Consider the following 18,404-nt stretch of genomic DNA (forward strand, 5'->3'; position numbering starts at 1 on the left):
GGGGCTGCCGCAGCGCCTGTTGCCGGGTCAGCCGTTCAGCCGCTCGACCAGTTCCCGTCGGCTGGTGATGCCGAGCTTGGCGTAGACGCGCTGGAGATGGTTGTCGACCGTGCGGTTCGACACGCTCAGCCGCGCCGCGATGTCCTTGCTTGTCAGACCCCTGGACGCGAGGAGCGCGATCTCCCGTTCGCGGCGGGTGAGCGGCACGGTCGCCACGGCCGGAATGAGAACAGGGGAGAGCGCCCCCTCGCACTGTTCGGCGTTGGCCGCCGAACGCGCGGCAGCGGCGGCGGAACAGCGCGTGTGCCCTGCCTTGTTCCACAGCACCGCCGCAGCGTTCGCTGCTTCGGCCGCCAGCAGGTTTGCTCCCACTGTCTCCAGTTGGTAAGTCACATCGAGCAGCCGTTCCGCATCGTCGGCGGCCAGAGCCGCGACGAACTCGGCACGGGCCGCGTTGAAGGGCCCGTCGCACAGCAGGGCCAGTTCGGCCATCCGGTCCGCGACGTCCTTCGCCCTGCCCATTCTGGCCAGATCGGTGAGCAGGATCACCTCGAACGCCGTTTGGCCTCGCTCCCTGGCATCCCGCACGGCTGATTCAAGCACTTTGCGGGCGAGCTCCAGCTCGCCGCGGGCGGCATGCAGCCATGCGTCCCCGAGCCGTTCCTCGGGTATGTACACCGAACGATCCACACGGGCATGCTCAACCAGCGCCGCTTCCGCCGCGGGGGCATCGCCGAGCAGCGCGGCGGACGCCGCCACACCGCACAGCGCCAGCGTTCGGCCGATCATGGTTCCGGGACGGCTTGCCCGGGCGACTTCGGCGTACCAGCGGCGTGCCGACGCAGGACGTCCCGCAAGCCAGTAGTTCCGGCCCAAGTGGAAGGCCAGCAGCATGCGCTGCGGGCCCGCGGGCACGTCACCGAGCTCGGCGAACGTCCGCGCGGCCAGGGACCGGGCCTCGGCCAGCCGCCCGCTCTCCGTCAGCGCCAGGACCAGTACCGACTTGACCGCTGCATCGTCCGTGGCCATCGCAAACTTGTCGACACTGGTGGCGGCGCACACCGCCACGGCGCGCTCCGCCCAGACGGCCCCCTCCGCCCCTCTGCCGAGGAAGGCGAGCGCAGCTGCCTTCCCCGTCGCGGCCATGAGCCACAGCTGCACGTCGGGGGCCTGTGCCGCGTCGCTCTCCACGTCATCGAGGAGGGCCAGGCTGCCCGCGAAGTCGCCCACGCTGACACGGATGGCGGCCTCGTTGGTCCTGAGCATACGCAGGCCGAACGGGCTGACCACCCGGTCGCGAGCGCAGTCGTTGGCGGCGAGCGCCACCTGGAGGGGTGCTCCTTCACCCCAGATCAGGTTCTGCGTGCGCAAGAGTGCCACCGCCAGTGCTTCCGGCTCGCTCTCTGCCAGGGCGTCGGCGGCGGCAAGGACTGACTTCGCCTGTCCGGTCTTTCCTTCCGCGTGCAGCGCCTTCCCGAGCAGGAGCAGCTCGCCAAGGGTGCGGCCCTCCTCGGGTATGGCGCGCAGAAACTCCAGCGCGCGGGAGTGGTCTCGGGAGTACAGGGCCAGGGCTGCTGCCTGGGCGAGCAGCACGCGTTCGGCGGTGCCCGTGGCCGCCAGGTGATAGGAGGCCAGTTGCATCGCGTCCTCTCTGCGGCGGGCCCCCGTCTTCTCCAGCACAGAGGCCTGGTGCAGCAGAATCTGCCGGCGGCGCACAGCAGTCATGTCGGCCCGGAGTACCTCGCCGTGCAGGGGGTGGGCCAGGCGCAGCGAGGTGCGCCGCTTGTCCTGGAAGGCGGTGACCAGCCCGGAGCGTTCCAGCTCATGGAGGATGTCGGCCCCCGTGTCGGACTCCAGGTGCGCCACGGACAGCGGTTCGCAGAGCGCCAGGGTGTCGAGCACCTGACGGCCCGTTGCGGTGGCGGCCGCGAGCCGGTGCCGGATCAGGTCGGTCAGCTCTTGGGTGACGTGGAGCTTGTCGGTTGCGGCCAGCTCCCAGATCTCCCCGTCGCTGGCGAGGGTTCCGGCAGCGAGCGCGCCCTGTACCAGCTCGCGCAGGAAGAGCGGATTGCCGCCGCTCGCGGCGTACATCTGGTAACTCGACTTCCTGTTGACGGGCCCTTCGAGCACCCGCTGGAGCAGCGTGTCGACCTCCTGCCACTCGAACTGGTCCAGTTCCACCTGGTGCACCGCGTCCCCCCGCCCCAGGGCGGCAACCGCGTCACTGTGGGACTCGCCTGTACGTACCGTGGCCAGCAGGAAGATCACGCGAGCGTCCATCAGCTGCCGCAGCAGAATCGTGGAGGTCGTGTCCAGCAGTTGCAGGTCGTCGATCATCAGCACCACTGGGGAGTGTTGCCCCGATGTGCCCGCCATCAGGCGGCGTACCTTTGCGAAACCCGAGACCGGCTCCGACAGATCGACTCCGTCGGGCAGCAGGTGGGCGATGGCACCGAGCGGCATCTGCGCCGCCGCGGCAGTGGCCATCGCCCTGCCGGTCGGGCGACCGGCCTGCGTCGCCCGGGCAAGGCACTCCTGGGCCAGCCGGGACTTGCCCACTCCGGCGGCGCCGTGGATGAGAAAGCCGGTGTACTCCGGGTCGGCCACCACCTGGTCGAACGCCGCCAGTTGGGGTGCTCGCCCCACCAGCGGCCACTGCCGTGGCAAGGCATTCATGTTCATCGTCGCTCCAACTTGTGGGCATCTTCCTGCGCGCCCCGAGCCAGTATGGGCTCAGCGGCGGGCTCGTTGCCCACCGCTTTTCCCGGCGCCCGGCCGCGGAGCACTTGTCAATTCCTGTGAATAGCTGGGTCGTGGTGGCGGTTTGGTGCCTTGAATCACCGGCCGGTCGGTGAGCGTTCGGCCCGTAGCTGTCAGCCGGCCATCAGGATCTCCACGCCGACCGCCCTGAGCTGCTCGACGACCGCGTCGTGGGGGTCGGCGTCGGTGATCAGTCCGCTGATCTCTTCCCAGGGCAGGACACGGAACCGCGAAGCTGTGCCGATCTTCTCGGAGGAGGCGAGGATGTAGGTGTCCGCCGCGCGTGCGGCCAGCGCACGCTTCATCGCGGCCTCCTCGGCGTCGCCAGTGGTCAGTCCCGCCTCGGGATGCACGCCGGTGACGCCGAGCAGGCAGAGGTCGGCGGAGACGTTCTGCGCGGCCTCGACCGCGGTCGCACCGCAGGCGACCGCCGAGTGCTTGAAGATGCGGCCACCGAGCAGGAAGAGCTCCGCCTGCCGATGGTCGAGCAGTGCCGCGGCAATTGTCGGGCTGTGGGTGATCACGGTGCAGGCCAGGTCCTGCGGGAGTGCGCGGGCGACGGCGAGGGCGGTGGTGCCGCCGTCGAGGATCAGCGCGCCGCCCGGCCGCACCAGCCCGGCGGCCACCGACGCGACCTTCCGCTTGCCGTCCGGGGCCACGGTCTGCCGGGCGGTGTAGTCCGCCGCGGCCGGCGAGACGGGAAGCGCCCCGCCGTAGACCCGCTGGCACAGTCCCTCGGCCGCGAGATCGCGCAGGTCGCGCCGCACGCTGTCCTCGGAGATCCCCAACTCCGCGGCGACGTCCTTGGCGACGATCTTGCCCTCGCGGGCGAGCAGACCCAGCAGGTGGTCACGCCGTTCAGCAGCCAGCATCCACAGTCTCTCCTGTTCTTGCACGTTTCTGCATGTATCGTAGCGCCGCATGAACGACAAGCCAATGCTCATCCTGATCGCCGGGCCCTACCGCTCCGGCACCGGAGGCGACCCGCAGGCCATGGCCGCCAACCTCGCCCGCCTCGAAGCGGCCGCGTGGCCCGTCTTCGCCGCCGGCCACCTCCCCGTGATCGGGGAGTGGGTCGCCCTGCCCGTCCTGCGCTCGGCCGGCGCGGGCCCCACCGACCCCCTCGCCGACCAGGTGCTGTACCCGACCGCCGAGCGCCTGCTCGCGCACTGCGACGCCGTGCTGCGCCTGCCGGGCGACTCCGCCGGAGCCGACCAGGACATCGCCACCGCCCGCCGCCGCGGCCTGCCCGTCTACCACGACCTCGCACAGATCCCGCCCCGCACCCCGCACGGGACCGCGTGAACACCCGCCCCGGCATCGACACCCCAGACCACCGCGGCCGTACCGGCCTCGACCGCGCCGGCCGCGACCTGGACCGCAATCCCGACGTCGTGGTCCGCGACGTCGAGCTCACCTCCCAGGGCTGGCACGTACTGCGCCGCACCACCTTCGACTACCGCCGCCGCGACGGACGTTGGGTCACCCAGCAGCACGAGACCTACGACCGCGGCAACGGCGCGGTCGTCCTGCCCTACGACGCCGAACGCCGCTGCGTCCTGCTCACCCGTCAGTTCCGCTACCCGGCCTACGTCAACGGCCACCCCGACGGCATGCTCGTCGAAGCCGCCGCAGGGCTGCTCGACGCGGACGACCCGCCGGCCGCCGGCCGGCGCGAGAGCACCGAGGAACTCGGCGTCACGCTCGGCCCGCTCACCCACGTCCTCGACGCCTACATGAGCCCCGGCTCCGTCACCGAGCGCCTGCACTTCTTCGCGGCCCCCTACACTGCGGCCGACCGGACCGGAACCGGCGGCGGACTTGAGGAAGACGGCGAAGACATCGAGGTCCTCGAACTGCACTTCGACGAAGCCCTCGCCATGACCCGCGACGGACTCATCACCGACGGCAAGACCATCCTGCTCCTGCAATGGGCGGCCCTGGAGGGACCCTTCGCCCCCGCAGCGGGCGGCCGCTGACTGCGTCGTCCCCTCAAGCACCCCGGCCAGCCCCTCTTCAGGCCAGGGCCGCAAGCGACGTATCACCGAGGCCGAACGGTCTCCCATTTCCGGTTGGGCCGATAACGCTGCGCGACGCCAAGTTGCTTTGGTTTCCATGAATTTGACGGTAAGTGAGTAAAGGCTGCTCATGTTTGTTACCGCTGCGAAGCAATAGTTTGGCGGCAGAAGGCCATCGACGCCTTCGCATATCGACCGACCATCAGATGGAGATTGGCATGAGCAAGCGGTCCGCGCTCTTGAGGAAAGCTCCCGCAGTCGGAGCAGCGGCAGTGGCGATAACCGGTTTGGGGCTGCTCACCGCACCCTCGGCTGCCGCAGCCGAGACTCCCGTCTACCACATGAACTGTACCGCCGGGATCTCCGGCAACCAGGCATGGGGTACGTGCACCGGTACCGGACGATGGGTGGTCCGCGCCGAGTGTGCGTGGAGCCCGTTGTACTCCGTCAGCTCCGGCGGCTGGACGGACGGAACGGTCACCAAATGGACGAGCTCCTGCACCTTCGGTGTGGAATCCGTCCGCATCGTGGAGTACTGAGCCGAGCTCCGGCTCGGCGCCGGCCACACGTGCGCCCCCTTTCGGTTCCTGCGTGCTGGGCGCACGCTGCCGTACCGCAGTCGCCACCGCGTGACAGGCCGCAGGCTTGTCACGCGGTGGCACGTTTGTGCTCTGCCTCCGGCAGCCGTAGGACGTCCCTGGTCGCCGACTGGTTGATGAACGAACTGGGGGGAGGCAGGAACGAGAGGGTGTCCGACCCGGTCGTCACCGATCCGAGGCCGAACACCCTCTCGCTTTGCCCGAGTCACGTTCGGTTACTGTTCATCAAGCGGCGGGAGAAGTGACCAGGTCTGCCACCAAACCACCACCGGTCCAATACGTGGCGGAACCTCGAGCCGTGTCCGGCAAGGACGGCGAGTTGGCCCCTGCCGGAAACGTCACGCACGTCAGTCGACCACCGATTGACGCATCGGAGGCGTAGTCATTCGCCGTCATTACCACCGCCGGGCCAGCTACCGCGACCAGTGACGAGGCACAGCCGGTATCGGCCTATCGTTCCTCGAGCCAGGCGGTGGAGACGCCCCATGTGCAGCCCATTTCCGACTCCTTGGGGCTCACGACGTTCACCCCCGAGGACGCCGGATCTACCCACACCCAGTCGGAGTAATAGGTGAAGCCCCATGAACAACTTGTCACCAGGCGGATGTAACCGGAGTGGAAGCTCGTTTTGGAGTGGCAGTAGCTTCCATAAGCCCGATAACCAGTGGTCGGCCCGTAGGCGTCATGGTAGATCCCACTGCTCTGGCAGGTGTAGTGGTACGTTTCGAGGTACTTCCCGTTGATGTCTGCGGATGCCGACGGTGCGGCGGCCAGACTGAAGCCCAGGGCGAGGGCTACTCCGCCCAGAGCCGTTGCGATCCTTCGTAGGGCGTGCAATGACTACTCCTGTCGCTGGTTTTCCTGTTCGGGTCCGCAGCCCATAGTGTCCTTCTCATCGCCTTCAACTCATGAGCAGGGAATACTCATTTCGCACTGAAATCCGGCTGGGCGCCACTGCGGCCTTGACGGCATCACGGTTCACCAATCGGCATGCTGTGCTCCAAGTCGAGCTGATGCCCTCCGCAGTGGCGATAAGCGATCATCGCCATGAGCTCGATGAACCGGTGGTCGCGGACGTGCGCGGTCATGACGAACTCAAGTCCATGACGGCCCATCTCCATCGCGGACCAGCACCCGGCGGTCACATAGGCCCAGTTGTCACTGCGGGCGCCGGGCCCCACAACGAGACCACTACCGGTCCTCGGCCGGCGCCTGCCGACTGCTGCGCCCGGGAAGCCGCAATGCCAGGAGCGCGCCGATCACGGCCACGGCCGCAAGCGCCACCAACGCGGGCTCCATCGAGAAGGTGGCAGCATCGCCGGCCCGCAGGGGCCCATCGCCGGGTGGCCGGCTTCTCGCCGGATCCGGTGCGGCAAGCGTCATCAGGGTCGCGGCTGCCGCAACCCCCAGCGTCGGGCCGACATTCATCGCGGTCTGCTGGAGCCCGCCGGCCACTCCCGCCGCGTCCACCGACGCTTCGTGCACGATGACGGCGGTCGCGGTGACCATGACGGTGCCGAAGCCGGCGCCCAGTACGAGAAAGCAACTGCCGATCGCCATGGCACTCGAAGCCTGGTCGAGGCGCACCATCAGAAGTACTCCGAAGGCGACGAGTGTCATCCCCGCGACGACCGTCCGGCGAGGTCCGTTTCGGCGCAGCATCACAGCGGAGACAGGCGCGGCAAGGACCATCATCACGGCTCCGGGAAGAGCTCTCAGGCTGCTCCGGAGCGGGTCCAGGGCGAGGACGTACTGCAGGAAGTACGTGCCCAGAAACAGGGCGCCGAACATCGCTGCCGACGCGGACACCAGGACGCCGAGTGCCGAGGTGACGCTTGCGGAGCGCAGCACGCTCGACGGCACCAGGGGGCTTTCGGTCCGCCGCTCGTGCCGGGCGAAGGCGGCACCAGCAGCGGTGACGACGACAAGTCCCAGCGCGGTGGCCGCCGTCCAGCCGGTTTCGGGTATGCGGACGAGGGTGTGCACGAGACCAACCAGACCTATGGCCAGGAGACAGGCTCCAGGCAGGTCGAGCGCGGCGCCCGAGGCACCTCGGGGCTCGGGCACCCTCATGGCCAGCGCGAGCACGCCTGCGGCGAGCGCGGGCAGCACGCCCAGGAGGAAGACCGCGCGCCAGCCGAAAGGGGTGGCCAGGGCGCCGCCGACGAGCGGGCCGGCCGCGGCCGCGACCCCGATGGCACTGGTGCGCAGGGCGATGGGCAAGCCGAGTCGGTCGCGAGGGTATGCGGCCCGCAGCATCCCGAGTGTGGCCGGTTGCAGCAGCGCGCCGAAGACCCCCTGGGCGACCCGCAGGCCGATGACCCAGCCGATGTCGGCCGCCAGGCCCACGCCCGCCGACGTGGCGGCGAAGCCCAGCATGCCGACGGCGAAGACCCGGCGGTGGCCGTACCGGTCACCGAGTCGGCCCGCGAAGACGAGCAGGCTCGCCACGGCGATCAGATATCCGGTGCTGGTCCACTGCACCTGCGCGAACGAGGCATCCAGATCCCGCTGCATGGTGGGCTGGACGACGGTCAGGACGGTTCCGTCGAGGGCGACGATCACGGCTCCGGTGATGCTGCCGGCGAGCGTGAGCTGCTGATGGCGCCTCGTACCGGCCGAGCTCACCGGACTCACCGGACTCACCGGGATTCCGGTCCGAGGTGCGCGTCCAGCGCGGCACGCAGCAGTGTGTCGACGTCGTCGACCCCCGCCGCGACCTGGAGGCTCCCCCATGCCCACAACTGGGCGATGCCGTGCAGGTTCGCCCACAGTGCGCCCGAGACGACGTGCGGCGCAGCATCGGGCCGGATCTGGGCGACGAGGTCCGCAAGAACGGTGAAGAGCGGCAGGCTGGTTTCCCGCAGGCCGAGATAGTTGCTCTCCAGCAGGTCGTGGCGGAACATCAGCTCGAACATGCCGCGGTTGGACAGCGCAAAGTCGAGATAGGCCCGGCCCAGCGTCATGAGCCGGTCACGCGGGCCCGCCTGACTGTCCCTCATGATCTCCGCGCCCCTGGCGGTCAGTTCCAGAAAGCCCTGACGCGCGATGGCGGACAGCAACTCCAGGTGGGTGGGGAAGTAGCGACGTGGGGCGCCGTGCGAGACCCCGGCCTGGCGGGCGATCTCGCGCAGGGTCAGCGCCTGCATCCCCTCCCTGTTCACGAGGTCGACGCCGACTTTCACCAATCGGGTGCGGAGACCCGTGTCCTGCTCATCCATAGACACTGTCTACCAGGCCTTGGTAGACAGTGTCTACTCGCTTACTCCGTCGCTTCGGCCCCGGCACGCCCGTACGGTTGCCGGCCGGAGCGTGTCGTGAGCTCGGCCCACGGGTCCAGGAGCTGCCCGGCGCGGTATCGGCCTCATGACCAGAGCTGTTGGGGGGTGTACGCAATCTCCATGTACTGGTTGTCGGGGACGGCGACGAATCCAGAGCGCGCGTAGAGCCCGTGTGCCGTGTCTGTAGCCAGGAGTACGCGGCGGACGCCAGCTGTCTGCGGGTGTTCCAAGGCAGCCTTGACCAGCGCGTCGCCAATGCCGTGGGCTCTGTGTTCAGGCAGCACGAAGACGTCACAGATCCACGCGAAGGTGGCCTGGTCGGTGACCACTCGCAGGAAGCCGACCTGGCCGCCATCGGGAGCGTAGGCGCCCAGGCACAGGGAGGTCCGCAAGGAGCGAATGAAAGTCTCGCGCGGTATGTTCGTGGCCCATGGCGCGTGGGTCGCCAGGAATCCGTGCACCAGTTCCACATCAATCCGGCCGGGGCTGTCGTCGATCATGTAGTCCAACGGGTTGCTCCTCGCATGGGCGGCGGCTCACCAGGCATCGCCGATGTGATCAAGAATCGCGAAGCTGAAGCCATCGCCGCACGATTTCGCTTGCCAGGCATTCTGCAGCATCGATAACCGGCAGGTCAGCTGGAGCATGGAGGCGGATAGCGCTCAAATCGAGGCATGCGACGACTGCGGTGTCGACACCCAGGCGACGTAGCAGCAAGCCGATCTTGCGCCAGGCCTCGGCGAGCTCTGCCGACCCGGCCGAAGAGCGAGTCAAGCCGAGCAGGCGGTCAACCTCACCCTGCCAACCAACATCCACGACGTCGAAGCCCCGTGCGGCCAGCGCCCCCTGGTAGATCTCCGATTCCACGGTCGGGCGGGCAGCGATCAGGCCGAGTGTCCCCGCAGCGGCAGGCATCGCCTCAGCCGTAAGCGAGACCATGTCGAGCAGAGGAGGCTTCACGGCCTCGGTCAGGCTCGGGAAGTAGACGTGGGCAGTGTTGCAGGCAATCGCCAGAAGATCGGCACCGGTGCGCTCCAGATCCTCCAAACCGACGCGGATCGCAGCCTCCAGGACGTCATGGTCGACAGGGCGATCCTCGTAGAACGGAGCCGGCTGAGAGCAGATCATGATCTTGGGGAACTCGATATCGTCTCGCGCCCCATATTGCCGCTGGCACTCCGTCACCACCATGTCGATGAACGGAGCCGTGGACCGCGGTCCCATGCCCGCAAGGATCCCGATCAAGGGGTGCTCCACTGTTCTCTCCGCTCCGCTTTCATATCGCTACGGCCACCCCGAGAGCGGCAGTCCTCGTCGGCTCACATCCTGCACGGTGCCGTTCTTCCGTCGCCACGCTGAAGCGGCGAACAGCTCGGTACAGCTGCGGGGGCATTCGGGGAGGCTGTAGTGCCGGAGGGCAAACGAGGCATTGGGCCCCGCTCAATTGAGACGTCAGGGACTGGAAACGGAGCGGCAGCCACCGCCCCCAGTCCCCGACCTGCTCAGACCGACGCGGATACGCGACGTTCCGTTCACGCCGCTGAATCAGCCGCACATAGACGGGACTTCCTTCACTGTCCCGCTGATCGCACCGGGAACTGTCATCGATGCGTCGGCGTCTCCCCGCTCCCCCACCGCGCGGGACGGCACATCCCCAACGGGCCGCAGGCCAAGTCCGCGGGGACGGCTCACGGTTGGGTACGCAGGGAGACGCCGTAGGCGGTGAGTACCGGGCCGATGGGCTGGAACAGCGCCACATTGGCGACCGCGGGGGTGAGCTTCTGGCCGCACACCTTGCCGGGGCCGTAGGTCACGCTGGAAGCCGTGAGTCCCGCCGCCAGGTTGCCTGCCAGGACGCTGCCCCCGCTGTCTCCGGGCTCCACGCACAGATTGGTCTGCACCTGACCGGTCTTGGTGCCGGTCGGGGTGGACGCGGTGACATTTGTGGCCGTGACCGTGCCACATGTGAACCCCGTCGTACGCCCAAACTTGCAGACATAGGAACCGGTTGTCACGTTGGTCGAGCCGCGCACGGGGCTGACCATGCCGTCATACCTCCACACACTCGGCTGGGGAACCCAGTCAACCGTGTTGGTGGCGATGATTGCGTGATCCTGGTTGGCATACGTGTAGGTGGTGACTGGGCCCACATACCTGCCATTGCTGTACCAGTGCGCGCTGGCTCCACCGGCCATGCAGTGACCCGCAGTCAGGACATATTGCGCCCGATAGCCGAGGACCGATGGTCCTTGGACATTGAAGCCGGTGGAACAGTGGCTTGAGCTGTTGTAGATGTCGACTCCGCCGTACAGATTGTCTGCCGTGTCACGGAGTCGGCCGTCCTCCCGCTCTACGCGCACCAGTGATCCGGCCTCCGCCGCCACCTTCAGCAGCGCGCTGCTCGCCGCGTCCCGTGTCCCTTGGGGCACGGCGAGGACGACGTGGTTGTTCACCATGTCGATGTACCAGCGGCTGCCGGCCGCCGTGGGACGTCCTCCGGTCGCCCGGTCCAGACGCTGCTCAACTGCTCGCAGTCTCCGCAGGGAATGAGGGACCAGGCGCGGGGTGGCGCCCTGTGCGCGGGCGGTGCGCCCCGCCGCTTCGTCGAGGACATTGGCGTACAGCTTCCCCGTGGCGTGGTCGATCCACGAACCGGCGCCTCGCTCGCCGAGGCTCTTCTCGAGCCGGTGCGCCAGCTCGATCTGCCGCCCCTGCAGGACCAGCCGATTTCGGGCCTGGTCCGGTGACACTCCGAAGTCGCGGGCGAACGCCGTGACCATTGTCGGTTCTATCGTTCCGGATGGTTGCGGGTCGCCCGCTGAGGTCGTTGAAACCGTTGAAGCCGTTGAGGCCGCTGAGACCGCTGAGACCTGCGCCGAAGCCACACCGGCGGGTATGAACAGCAGCGCGGCGAGTACTGATCCGATGGCTGCGAAACGACGACGATTCATCACCATGTCCGTTCATTCAGAGGGGGGTTCATGTTCTCTCTCCGGGAGTCGCCCCGACTGGCCGCCGCACGGCCCATGCCATGAGGGAAGGAAGTCCGGGTGAACGACCCGCTCGTGTCGGTCGAGGTGGGTCTCGGTCTCCATCAGGCGAAGTCTCAGCGGGGGTTCACCGACGGGGCCCTGGCAACGTCAGCCGTCGGCTGCCCGACGGGGGGCGTGTCCGGCTCGGGCATCCGGGTACCGAGGCCCGGCGCCGCGCACCCGTTGCGCGGCTACAGTCGTCCCTTGTTGAGCAGGACGTTCGGCGTGAAGGCGGGGACACCGGTGAGGTGGTCCTTCGTGCCGTTGCCGGTGAGCCAGTCGTGCACGTTCTGCGGAGTGAAGGTCGGGTTGTGGGCCAGGACGATGGCGGCCGCACCCGTGGCGAACGGGGTTGCCATCGACGTTCCGCTCTTCAGCCCGTTAACCCACCGGTTCGTCGGCGTGTTCGGCAGCGTCGACCGGACGTAGTTGCCGGGTGCGTACAGATCGACGCACGGTCCGGACGCGCTGTCCTCCCAGACGCGGTCCGTGCCGCCGATATGGCTGGACGCGCCGACAGTCAAGACGGAGGGAACACCGGCGGGCGACTGCAGGCACGCGTTCTCCCGGTCGTTCCCGGCTGCCGCCGCGACGAAGAACCTGGTGGCGAGTCTGGCAGCGCCGAGATTCACCTCGGGGTCGAATCCACCGCCGAGGGACATGTTCACCACGCCAGGCTGGATTCCGTAGTTGTAGACGTAGTCCATGCCGGCCAGGACCGATTCCGGGCTGGCCTCCCTGCTGCAGCCCTCGGTGACCTTCACCCCGCGGAGATTGATGCGCTTGGCCACACCGTAGGTGTCGGACCCGATGATGCCCGCCACATGTGTGCCGTGCCCTTCGCAGTCGTTCTCTATCACCCCGTCGGCAGCGAAGACATTGATCGCTCTGCCGCCGAATTCCGGATGGTCGGCGTCGATGCCGCTGTCGATGACGTAGGCATACTGCCCCCACGCCTTCTCGTGATACTTGTACTTGTTGTCGAGCGGCAGGTCCGTCTGGTCGATCCGGTCGAGGGCGGACCCGGGGTTGTCCTGTGTGTAGAGGCGGTAGATGGGCGTCCTGACACCGCTGTCCATGGTCCGGAATCGGTGGTTCTCGGAGATCCTCTTGATCTTCTCCGGGTGATCGCGCATCGCCTCGATGTGGTGTGCGTCCGTCTTCACGGAGAATCCGTGATAGACGCCAGTGAAGATGTGACGTGGTGTCAGTCCCAATGATGCGGCGACCCTGTTCGGGTCCTCGTCCTCGCGGACGGCGACGAGGTACACCCCGTCACGACTTCCCTCCTCCGCCTGAACGAGGGGCACTCTTTCCTTCGGGACACCTGCTTCGGACGCTTCGGAGGGAAGCGCCGACGCGGTAATGGCGGCGATTCCGGCCACCGCGACAGCGACAACTCTCTTCATGGCACACAGCCCTTCCGGGTACGAGGAAGGCTCTTCCTCCGCCCGGCACCAGAATCGGGCCCGAGGGCCGGTCCGAGCCTCTTGCCGGAACATACTCACCGGGAGTGCACCCTCGGCCACAGAGCAATCAGTACTTACTCATGCCGCGTGGGCAGCCCGGCACGTCGGACCTGGATCCGGCCACGGTGGAGACCACGGCTGCTCTGGCACGTCACAGCCAACAGGGACGCGATCTGAGGTGGACGGCGCCCAGTTGGTACTCGCAGCTTGGGCGTCCGCTATGCCAGGCCGGGAGCTGTGCCCGAACCGCCTTGGGAGGCTGCACATGAGGCGCTGCTGTGAGCGATCGGCTCGCACTCGTCGCAGGTGCCGTGGGCGTGCGTGGCAACCCGAAAGGTCCTCGTCTAGCCGTGCACGGTGGAGATTGACGTTTCATCAGGCAGTCCGGCAGTCTGTCCGCTATGGATCATGACCAGACCGAGACCTTCAAGACACGATTCGTCCTGTCGGCGGCGGATAGAAGGTGGGTGCGCGATGTGGACTTGCCATTCGCTCCGTTTCCTGGCCTCGGGGTACGTATCGACACCTACGAAGTTCTGAATATCGTTACGGTCATTGTCGACGACCCCGATGGCAGCGTGACTTGCGTCGTGGAGTTCGATGACCAGGAAAATACCGTTACGACTGCGTCCAGAATCGAGTCATTTGGCTTCGCGGAAGGCGACCCTGCGACCCCTCGCGCAAAAAACGCCGCTTCCCCGGTTCGAGTCAGCCTTATCACCTTCGCGAAAGATGCGCAGTGGAGTAAGGAGTGCGACTTGCCCTTCCCGCCCTTTGCGGGCCTCTGCATACGGGTCGGCAGGGACAGGCTGCTCAAGATCTTCACCATTGCGGCCGGAAAAGACCGTGGTGACGAGGTCGAATGCTATGCCGGCTTCGAAGGCGTCGATTCAGACAGCATCACCGAGGATGAATGTGGGGCTCTCGGCCTCGCAAGAGATCACAGGTGAGGTCCGTCAACCGATCGGGCACGGACGAGGTCTGGCTCATGCGGTAACCAGGGGGATCGGCGCCCGGGCCTTGCACAGGAAGCTTCCACGCCCTGCACAGGCTCTCCAGGACCGCTACCAGGCAAACAGAATGCCCGCGATCGCCTGGGCACGGTGGGATGATTTCAGGTAACAGGCCGGCCGTGCAGCGAAATCGGTGTCCTTGAGCGGCAGGGTTTGATCAAGTTCCGTGGGCGTCCGGATTGTTGGTGATGCCCAGGATGGGGAGTGCTCGTTGGGGCTCGTCGCGGATCGCCCGGGTGGTCTTGGCGATGTTGTCGGCTCCGAGGGTTTTCAGCGCGCCGATGGCGAGGTTGCGGAGGGTCGCCATGGCCCGTGGTGCGGTCCCGGCGTGGACGGTGGAGGCGTCCTCGGCGAAGGTGACATCCCTGATGTGGTGCGAGGAGTTCTCCACGCCCCAGTGCCCGCGAATCGCGGCGGCCAGATCGGCGGGACCGGCTTGGTGGGCGTCGAGATTTGTGACGGCGTAGACACTCTCACGGGTCTCACGCCGGCCGGTCTGCTTGCGGCGGCGGTGGATGCGGATGGCCAGGCGGGCGTGGGGAAAGGCGATTCCGCCGAGTTTGTCGGCGATCGAGCAGGTCTTGATTGAGCGGGACTCGCGGCGTCCGTGTCCAGCCCCGGAGGCGGTGTGCTGGACTGCGATGGACTGCCAGGGCAGGGCGGCGAGTTGGGCGTGGACGGTGGGCTGGTTGGTCTTGATCACGGCGATGTAGTGGGCCTTCTTGGTCTCGACCAGCCAGGAGATGTTCGACTTGACCGAGTGCAGGGCGTCGAAGGTGACGACGGTGCCGGTCAGGTCCAGCGGTGCCAGCAGTGGACAGAGGTGTGTGGTTTCGTTCATCTTCGCGCCGACTTCTACCTGGGCAAGGGTCACGACGGTGCCGTGGGTGACCGCGGAGAGCAGATGTCGGCGCGTCGCGGTGAGACGGGCTGATCCCTTGAGTGCCTTGCCGTCGACAGCGATCACACGCGACGGCCCGAACCCGGAGGGCGACGAAGCCTGGGCGGGTTCGGTGGCGGCGCGGTGCCGGTCGGCCAGGTAGGCGCCGACCGCCCGGTCCAGGGCGTCACCGTCAACAGCCCCCAGCACACGGCCGATCGTGGCCGGCGCCGGAGTGCGCCGCCATCTGAGCAGGTGGCGGCGGATCCGGATCGCCGTCAGGAGTGCCGTCGAGGCACGCTGGCCCCACTCGGCGAGTTCGTCGATGCTCCTGGCTCCCGAGACAGCCGCGCAGGCGCACACCAGCATGATCGCTGTGAGTGAGTACCACCGGCCCCGCCGTGCGCGCGGGTCGGGCACCGAGTCGAAGTAGGGGCGCAGGTCGGCGATCCGGCCGCTGTCCAGCGGGCCCAGTTTCACCAGCACGGCAGGTATGGGAGAGGATGCAGCAGCAGGCACGGGCCACCTCATGATCATCTGGCTTAGACACCACAATGATCACGAAGCCCGTGCCTGCCTTGTTATGCGGGGTCTTCGAACTTGAGCGGTGCGCGTCGGATACGCGCTGACTGGTCGTCACAGACTGTGACGACCAGCTCCGAAGCCATGATCCACATCGCGTCGATCGACAACCTTGCCAGACGCATAACGGATGAGACCACACCAACCTGGCGAGGGACCTACTAGGGCAAAAAAGGGTAATATGCCTAGATCAAATGCCCTCTCAGTCGGTTTCACGCAGCGTGACCCGCCCGCCTCCAGCCGATCAAGAAAATGGCGAAACTTCAGGGGCCAAGGAGCCTTTCAAGCTGTACGCGCAGTTCTTGGATGGAGAATGCTGGATCAATGGAGAGGGCTGGATCACCCGAACGCTCCCCGTCCGTCCTGCCGAGCCGGGGCAGCGTGATCACGACAGTTCCGTCGGACCGCAACTCCAAGGTGTATCCCTGACCTGATGGCTCCGGCTGCGGTTCGGTCCGCCCCAGATGCTTCGCCTGGCGTGCTTGAAGCCAGGCGGTGAAGGTCTGGAGTGCTGCGCTCGTCAGAGTGAGCACCGCGACGATGGTGCCGAGGTCTCCGTACGTACGGCCGTCATCGGCGGCACGCGACTGTTTGCGGATGGCGCCCGGTGGCAGGCTCTCGTGCAGTTCGTGGAATTCGACGAGCCATAAACCCTTGATGACCACGAAGGGTTCCCCGGTCTGCACTTGGCCGTCGTGCTCCGGGTTGGTGTCGGTCATGTGTGAGCATCCTTTCGAGGGGTCGGGCGAGGCGGCGTCACACGAGGCTCAGTAGAAGTTCCGGGGAGCGCGTCACCCGGGGTGGGTAGCCATGCGTGTGCCAGCAGGCATCCAGCTGATCGAGCGTCCACTCCAGGTCGAATCCCCTGGAGGCGAACACCTCGGCTACCCGGGAGCGGTCGGGGTCGATACCGGTCGCGAGACCGAGCAGAGCCAAGGAGTTCAGCAGCCGAGCCGAGCCGAGCACAGGGACGAGGCCGTCCTCCAACATCAGCTCCCCACAGTGCTCGGTCGATGCCTGGTCACGTGACGACCACAGCGCCGTGTCCCGCAACAGGGAGTCAGCGACGGGGATGGTCTGCCTCATGGTGCGGTCGAGGAACTGTTTAAGACCATCCATGTGTGTGACCATGGCATTGGCAAAGCCCGACAACTGGCCACCGGCGGCGACAAGTTCGTCGCGATCCTGATGGTGCGTGAGCATCGTCCGCCGCAGATCGGCAGAGGCTTGCCGGTTCATGGTGCAGGAGAGTAGGCGGCTTTGCGCGGTGACGAAGGCGCCCCGGCACAGCAGGTCCCTTCCCGTCATAGCCGTCACGAGCAGAATCTCCAGCCTGGCATCGTACGAACCGGCAGCAGCATGCGGTGTCAGATCCGAAGCCGCCACGACGAAGAGCGGCTTTCCCCGCCATTCGACTTCTGCCCCCGCGCCGTCACCACGTACGCGCAGCGTGACCGGGACGGAAGAGACGGTGAGGTACGGCCGTCTCCTCCATACCCGAAACAGCAGACCCTGGGTGGCTTGCACGACAACCTCACCCAGCAACTTCTGCCGAGGCCCCTCGCCCAGAGACTGCACGGTCTCCATGAAGAGGGGTGTCGCACGTTCACGGCAGCGGGGGTCGGCGAGGATGCCGTCTCCCGTCCCCGGCTCCCCGGTCTGGGTGAACCGCACCAGTGAGTCCTCAAACAACGCCACGTCGTTTGCCGTCACCCGCTCGATGTCGGCAAGCCTGCGAGCCAGATGGTCCACGACGCGGTCGACACTGACGAGTGGATCGCGCTCGGGAGGGGTGAGCAGCACTGTCGCCAGGCCGGGGTCGTCGTAGAAATAGCTGCGCAGATAGGCCAGCACGAGGTCCGTCTCGGTGGCGAGCCGACTGTCCTGGCTGCTGAGGTGCCACCACATGTTCTTGACCGCAAGATAGCCGGGGAGATAGCCCTGTGCACTGGTGCTCAGCGGAGCTGCCAGCAGACTGGCCTTCGACGCCAGGCCGTAGGGGCTGAGCCGGGCGTCACGCAGAACGCCGCCTGCCGCAGCCAGGGTGCTGAACGGCTCGATGATCAGATCGTTCTTGCCCAGGTTGGATGCGCCTTTGAAGTAAAAGGCGAGATCCTTGGCAAGGTGGCTTCCCGCACGGCTGTTCACCCGGGGTACCGCGTCGTGTTCTGCGAAGAGAGCCAACCCTTCGGCGAGTGGCCGCAACAAACGGATGGTGACCTGGAAACGTAGGACATCGTCGAGTATCAACCAAGGGGCATCTACCCGGTCCTCGGCCGTCAGCCAGCCGCCGTTTCGCCCCAGCCCGCCCCGCTCTTCGACCAGGTCACTCAACGCCTCGCCCACCGCGTCGAGTTCTGGAGAGTAGTCCCGCCAAGTGGAGGCGGCACGGCGCAGCAGATACACCTGGGCATTGCTGTCAGCTCGGGCAGCCACAGTGAACAGTGCATTGCCCACACGTGAGTTGAAGCACCAGTGATGGGTGGACTCGTGAACGTACGCGGCCACATCGTGCGACCCGCCGGGTTCTCCCAACCACGGCCGAGGGTCGTCCCGTTCCTCCGCTGTAAGCATCGTGGCGTTGGTGATCAAATCCGTCCACGCACCGTTGTCCATCGAGCAGTGCCGACTCATATCCACAGCATCAGCGTCCCACCAGAGACTGGCACTTGGGAGGGCGCACTGGCGCATCCGTGACACACCAGGGGCGAACACGCATGGCGCTCATGGCAACTCCCCTGCCACTATGACTGTGCGTATCGTGCGAACT

Annotated in this window: 15 protein-coding genes and 1 pseudogene; 5 read left to right on the forward strand and 11 right to left on the reverse strand. The window is 66.9% G+C overall.

Translation table 11 applies throughout. From position 1 onward, the window contains the following. Positions 1-27: 27 nt before the first annotated feature. Entirely contained in the window at positions 28-2,682 is a 2,655-nt protein-coding gene (locus tag OG729_RS01870) for a LuxR C-terminal-related transcriptional regulator (RefSeq protein ID WP_405803821.1), read from the reverse strand. A gap of 191 nt (positions 2,683-2,873) precedes the next feature. After that, complete coding sequence (locus OG729_RS01875; RefSeq protein ID WP_405803823.1) at positions 2,874-3,632, reverse strand: DeoR/GlpR family DNA-binding transcription regulator; 759 nt, start codon at positions 3,630-3,632, stop codon at positions 2,874-2,876. A 49-nt stretch (positions 3,633-3,681) separates the two neighbouring features. Between OG729_RS01875 and OG729_RS01880 the strand changes: the two genes are divergently transcribed. The 3 genes from OG729_RS01880 to OG729_RS01890 all read left to right on the forward strand — a co-directional run bounded on the left by OG729_RS01880 (position 3,682) and on the right by OG729_RS01890 (position 5,317). Then, entirely contained in the window at positions 3,682-4,065 is a 384-nt protein-coding gene (locus OG729_RS01880; RefSeq protein ID WP_405803825.1) for a DUF4406 domain-containing protein, read from the forward strand. Next, positions 4,062-4,739, forward strand: coding sequence for an NUDIX domain-containing protein (locus tag OG729_RS01885; RefSeq protein ID WP_405803827.1), 678 nt, complete (start codon positions 4,062-4,064; stop codon positions 4,737-4,739). Before OG729_RS01880 ends, OG729_RS01885 begins: the two co-directional genes overlap by 4 nt. 380 nt (positions 4,740-5,119) lie before the next feature. Then, the gene (locus OG729_RS01890; protein ID WP_360869501.1) at positions 5,120-5,317 is read left to right on the forward strand and encodes a hypothetical protein; all 198 of its coding nucleotides are present in this window, start codon (positions 5,120-5,122) and stop codon (positions 5,315-5,317) included. Positions 5,318-6,568: 1,251 nt separating this feature from the next. On the opposite strand, the gene OG729_RS01895 is transcribed toward OG729_RS01890, so the two are convergent. From OG729_RS01895 to OG729_RS01920, 6 genes are all read right to left on the reverse strand, one after another. Beyond that, positions 6,569-8,014, reverse strand: a complete 1,446-nt coding sequence (locus tag OG729_RS01895; protein WP_405803829.1) for an MFS transporter — start codon at positions 8,012-8,014, stop codon at positions 6,569-6,571. A 5-nt stretch (positions 8,015-8,019) separates the two neighbouring features. After that, positions 8,020-8,598, reverse strand: a complete 579-nt coding sequence (locus OG729_RS01900) for a TetR/AcrR family transcriptional regulator (RefSeq protein ID WP_405803830.1) — start codon at positions 8,596-8,598, stop codon at positions 8,020-8,022. Between the two features lie 143 nt (positions 8,599-8,741). After that, a complete protein-coding gene (locus OG729_RS01905) occupies positions 8,742-9,158 on the reverse strand; it encodes a GNAT family N-acetyltransferase (protein WP_405811009.1) in 417 nt (138 codons plus the stop codon). A 58-nt stretch (positions 9,159-9,216) separates the two neighbouring features. Next, positions 9,217-9,903: an aspartate/glutamate racemase family protein gene (locus OG729_RS01910; RefSeq protein WP_405803832.1), complete on the reverse strand. Its 687-nt coding sequence runs from the start codon at positions 9,901-9,903 to the stop codon at positions 9,217-9,219. A gap of 443 nt (positions 9,904-10,346) precedes the next feature. Further along, positions 10,347-11,438, reverse strand: coding sequence for a S1 family peptidase (locus OG729_RS01915; RefSeq protein WP_405803834.1), 1,092 nt, complete (start codon positions 11,436-11,438; stop codon positions 10,347-10,349). 443 nt (positions 11,439-11,881) lie between these two features. Beyond that, the gene (locus tag OG729_RS01920) at positions 11,882-13,099 is read right to left on the reverse strand and encodes a S8 family peptidase (protein ID WP_405803836.1); all 1,218 of its coding nucleotides are present in this window, start codon (positions 13,097-13,099) and stop codon (positions 11,882-11,884) included. Between the two features lie 461 nt (positions 13,100-13,560). On the opposite strand from OG729_RS01920, the gene OG729_RS01925 reads away from it, so the two are divergent. After that, entirely contained in the window at positions 13,561-14,109 is a 549-nt protein-coding gene (locus OG729_RS01925) for a hypothetical protein (protein ID WP_405803837.1), read from the forward strand. Between the two features lie 220 nt (positions 14,110-14,329). Here the strand turns inward: OG729_RS01925 and OG729_RS01930 are convergent, their stop codons facing one another. Then, positions 14,330-15,538, reverse strand: coding sequence for an ISAs1 family transposase (locus tag OG729_RS01930; RefSeq protein ID WP_405803838.1), 1,209 nt, complete (start codon positions 15,536-15,538; stop codon positions 14,330-14,332). A 156-nt stretch (positions 15,539-15,694) separates the two neighbouring features. Between OG729_RS01930 and OG729_RS01935 the strand changes: the two are divergent. Beyond that, positions 15,695-15,799, forward strand: a pseudogene (locus OG729_RS01935) (IS5/IS1182 family transposase); the annotation flags it as partial. Between the two features lie 98 nt (positions 15,800-15,897). Here the strand turns inward: OG729_RS01935 and OG729_RS01940 are convergent. Then, a complete protein-coding gene (locus OG729_RS01940; RefSeq protein WP_405803839.1) occupies positions 15,898-16,353 on the reverse strand; it encodes a hypothetical protein in 456 nt (151 codons plus the stop codon). Between the two features lie 37 nt (positions 16,354-16,390). Then, on the reverse strand, positions 16,391-18,250 hold the full coding sequence (locus tag OG729_RS01945; protein ID WP_405803841.1) for a hypothetical protein: 1,860 nt from the start codon (positions 18,248-18,250) through the stop codon (positions 16,391-16,393). Positions 18,251-18,404 lie beyond the last annotated feature (154 nt).

This window comes from Streptomyces sp. NBC_00210 (assembly GCF_045160975.1).
In the GTDB taxonomy this organism is placed as follows: Bacteria; Actinomycetota; Actinomycetes; order Streptomycetales; family Streptomycetaceae; genus Streptomyces.

What these genes read in the sequence shown, in the direction of transcription:
- OG729_RS01870 (WP_405803821.1), bottom strand. Translation starts at nt 2,682, where the DNA reads ATGAACATGAATGCCTTGCCACGGCAGTGGCCGCTGGTGGGGCGAGCA.
- OG729_RS01875 (WP_405803823.1), bottom strand. Translation starts at nt 3,632, where the DNA reads ATGCTGGCTGCTGAACGGCGTGACCACCTGCTGGGTCTGCTCGCCCGC.
- OG729_RS01880 (WP_405803825.1), top strand. Translation starts at nt 3,682, where the DNA reads ATGAACGACAAGCCAATGCTCATCCTGATCGCCGGGCCCTACCGCTCC.
- OG729_RS01890 (WP_360869501.1), top strand. Translation starts at nt 5,120, where the DNA reads ATGAACTGTACCGCCGGGATCTCCGGCAACCAGGCATGGGGTACGTGC.
- OG729_RS01900 (WP_405803830.1), bottom strand. Translation starts at nt 8,598, where the DNA reads ATGGATGAGCAGGACACGGGTCTCCGCACCCGATTGGTGAAAGTCGGC.
- OG729_RS01905 (WP_405811009.1), bottom strand. Translation starts at nt 9,158, where the DNA reads ATGATCGACGACAGCCCCGGCCGGATTGATGTGGAACTGGTGCACGGA.
- OG729_RS01915 (WP_405803834.1), bottom strand. Translation starts at nt 11,438, where the DNA reads ATGGTCACGGCGTTCGCCCGCGACTTCGGAGTGTCACCGGACCAGGCC.
- OG729_RS01920 (WP_405803836.1), bottom strand. Translation starts at nt 13,099, where the DNA reads ATGAAGAGAGTTGTCGCTGTCGCGGTGGCCGGAATCGCCGCCATTACC.
- OG729_RS01925 (WP_405803837.1), top strand. Translation starts at nt 13,561, where the DNA reads ATGGATCATGACCAGACCGAGACCTTCAAGACACGATTCGTCCTGTCG.
- OG729_RS01940 (WP_405803839.1), bottom strand. Translation starts at nt 16,353, where the DNA reads ATGACCGACACCAACCCGGAGCACGACGGCCAAGTGCAGACCGGGGAA.
- OG729_RS01945 (WP_405803841.1), bottom strand. Translation starts at nt 18,250, where the DNA reads ATGGACAACGGTGCGTGGACGGATTTGATCACCAACGCCACGATGCTT.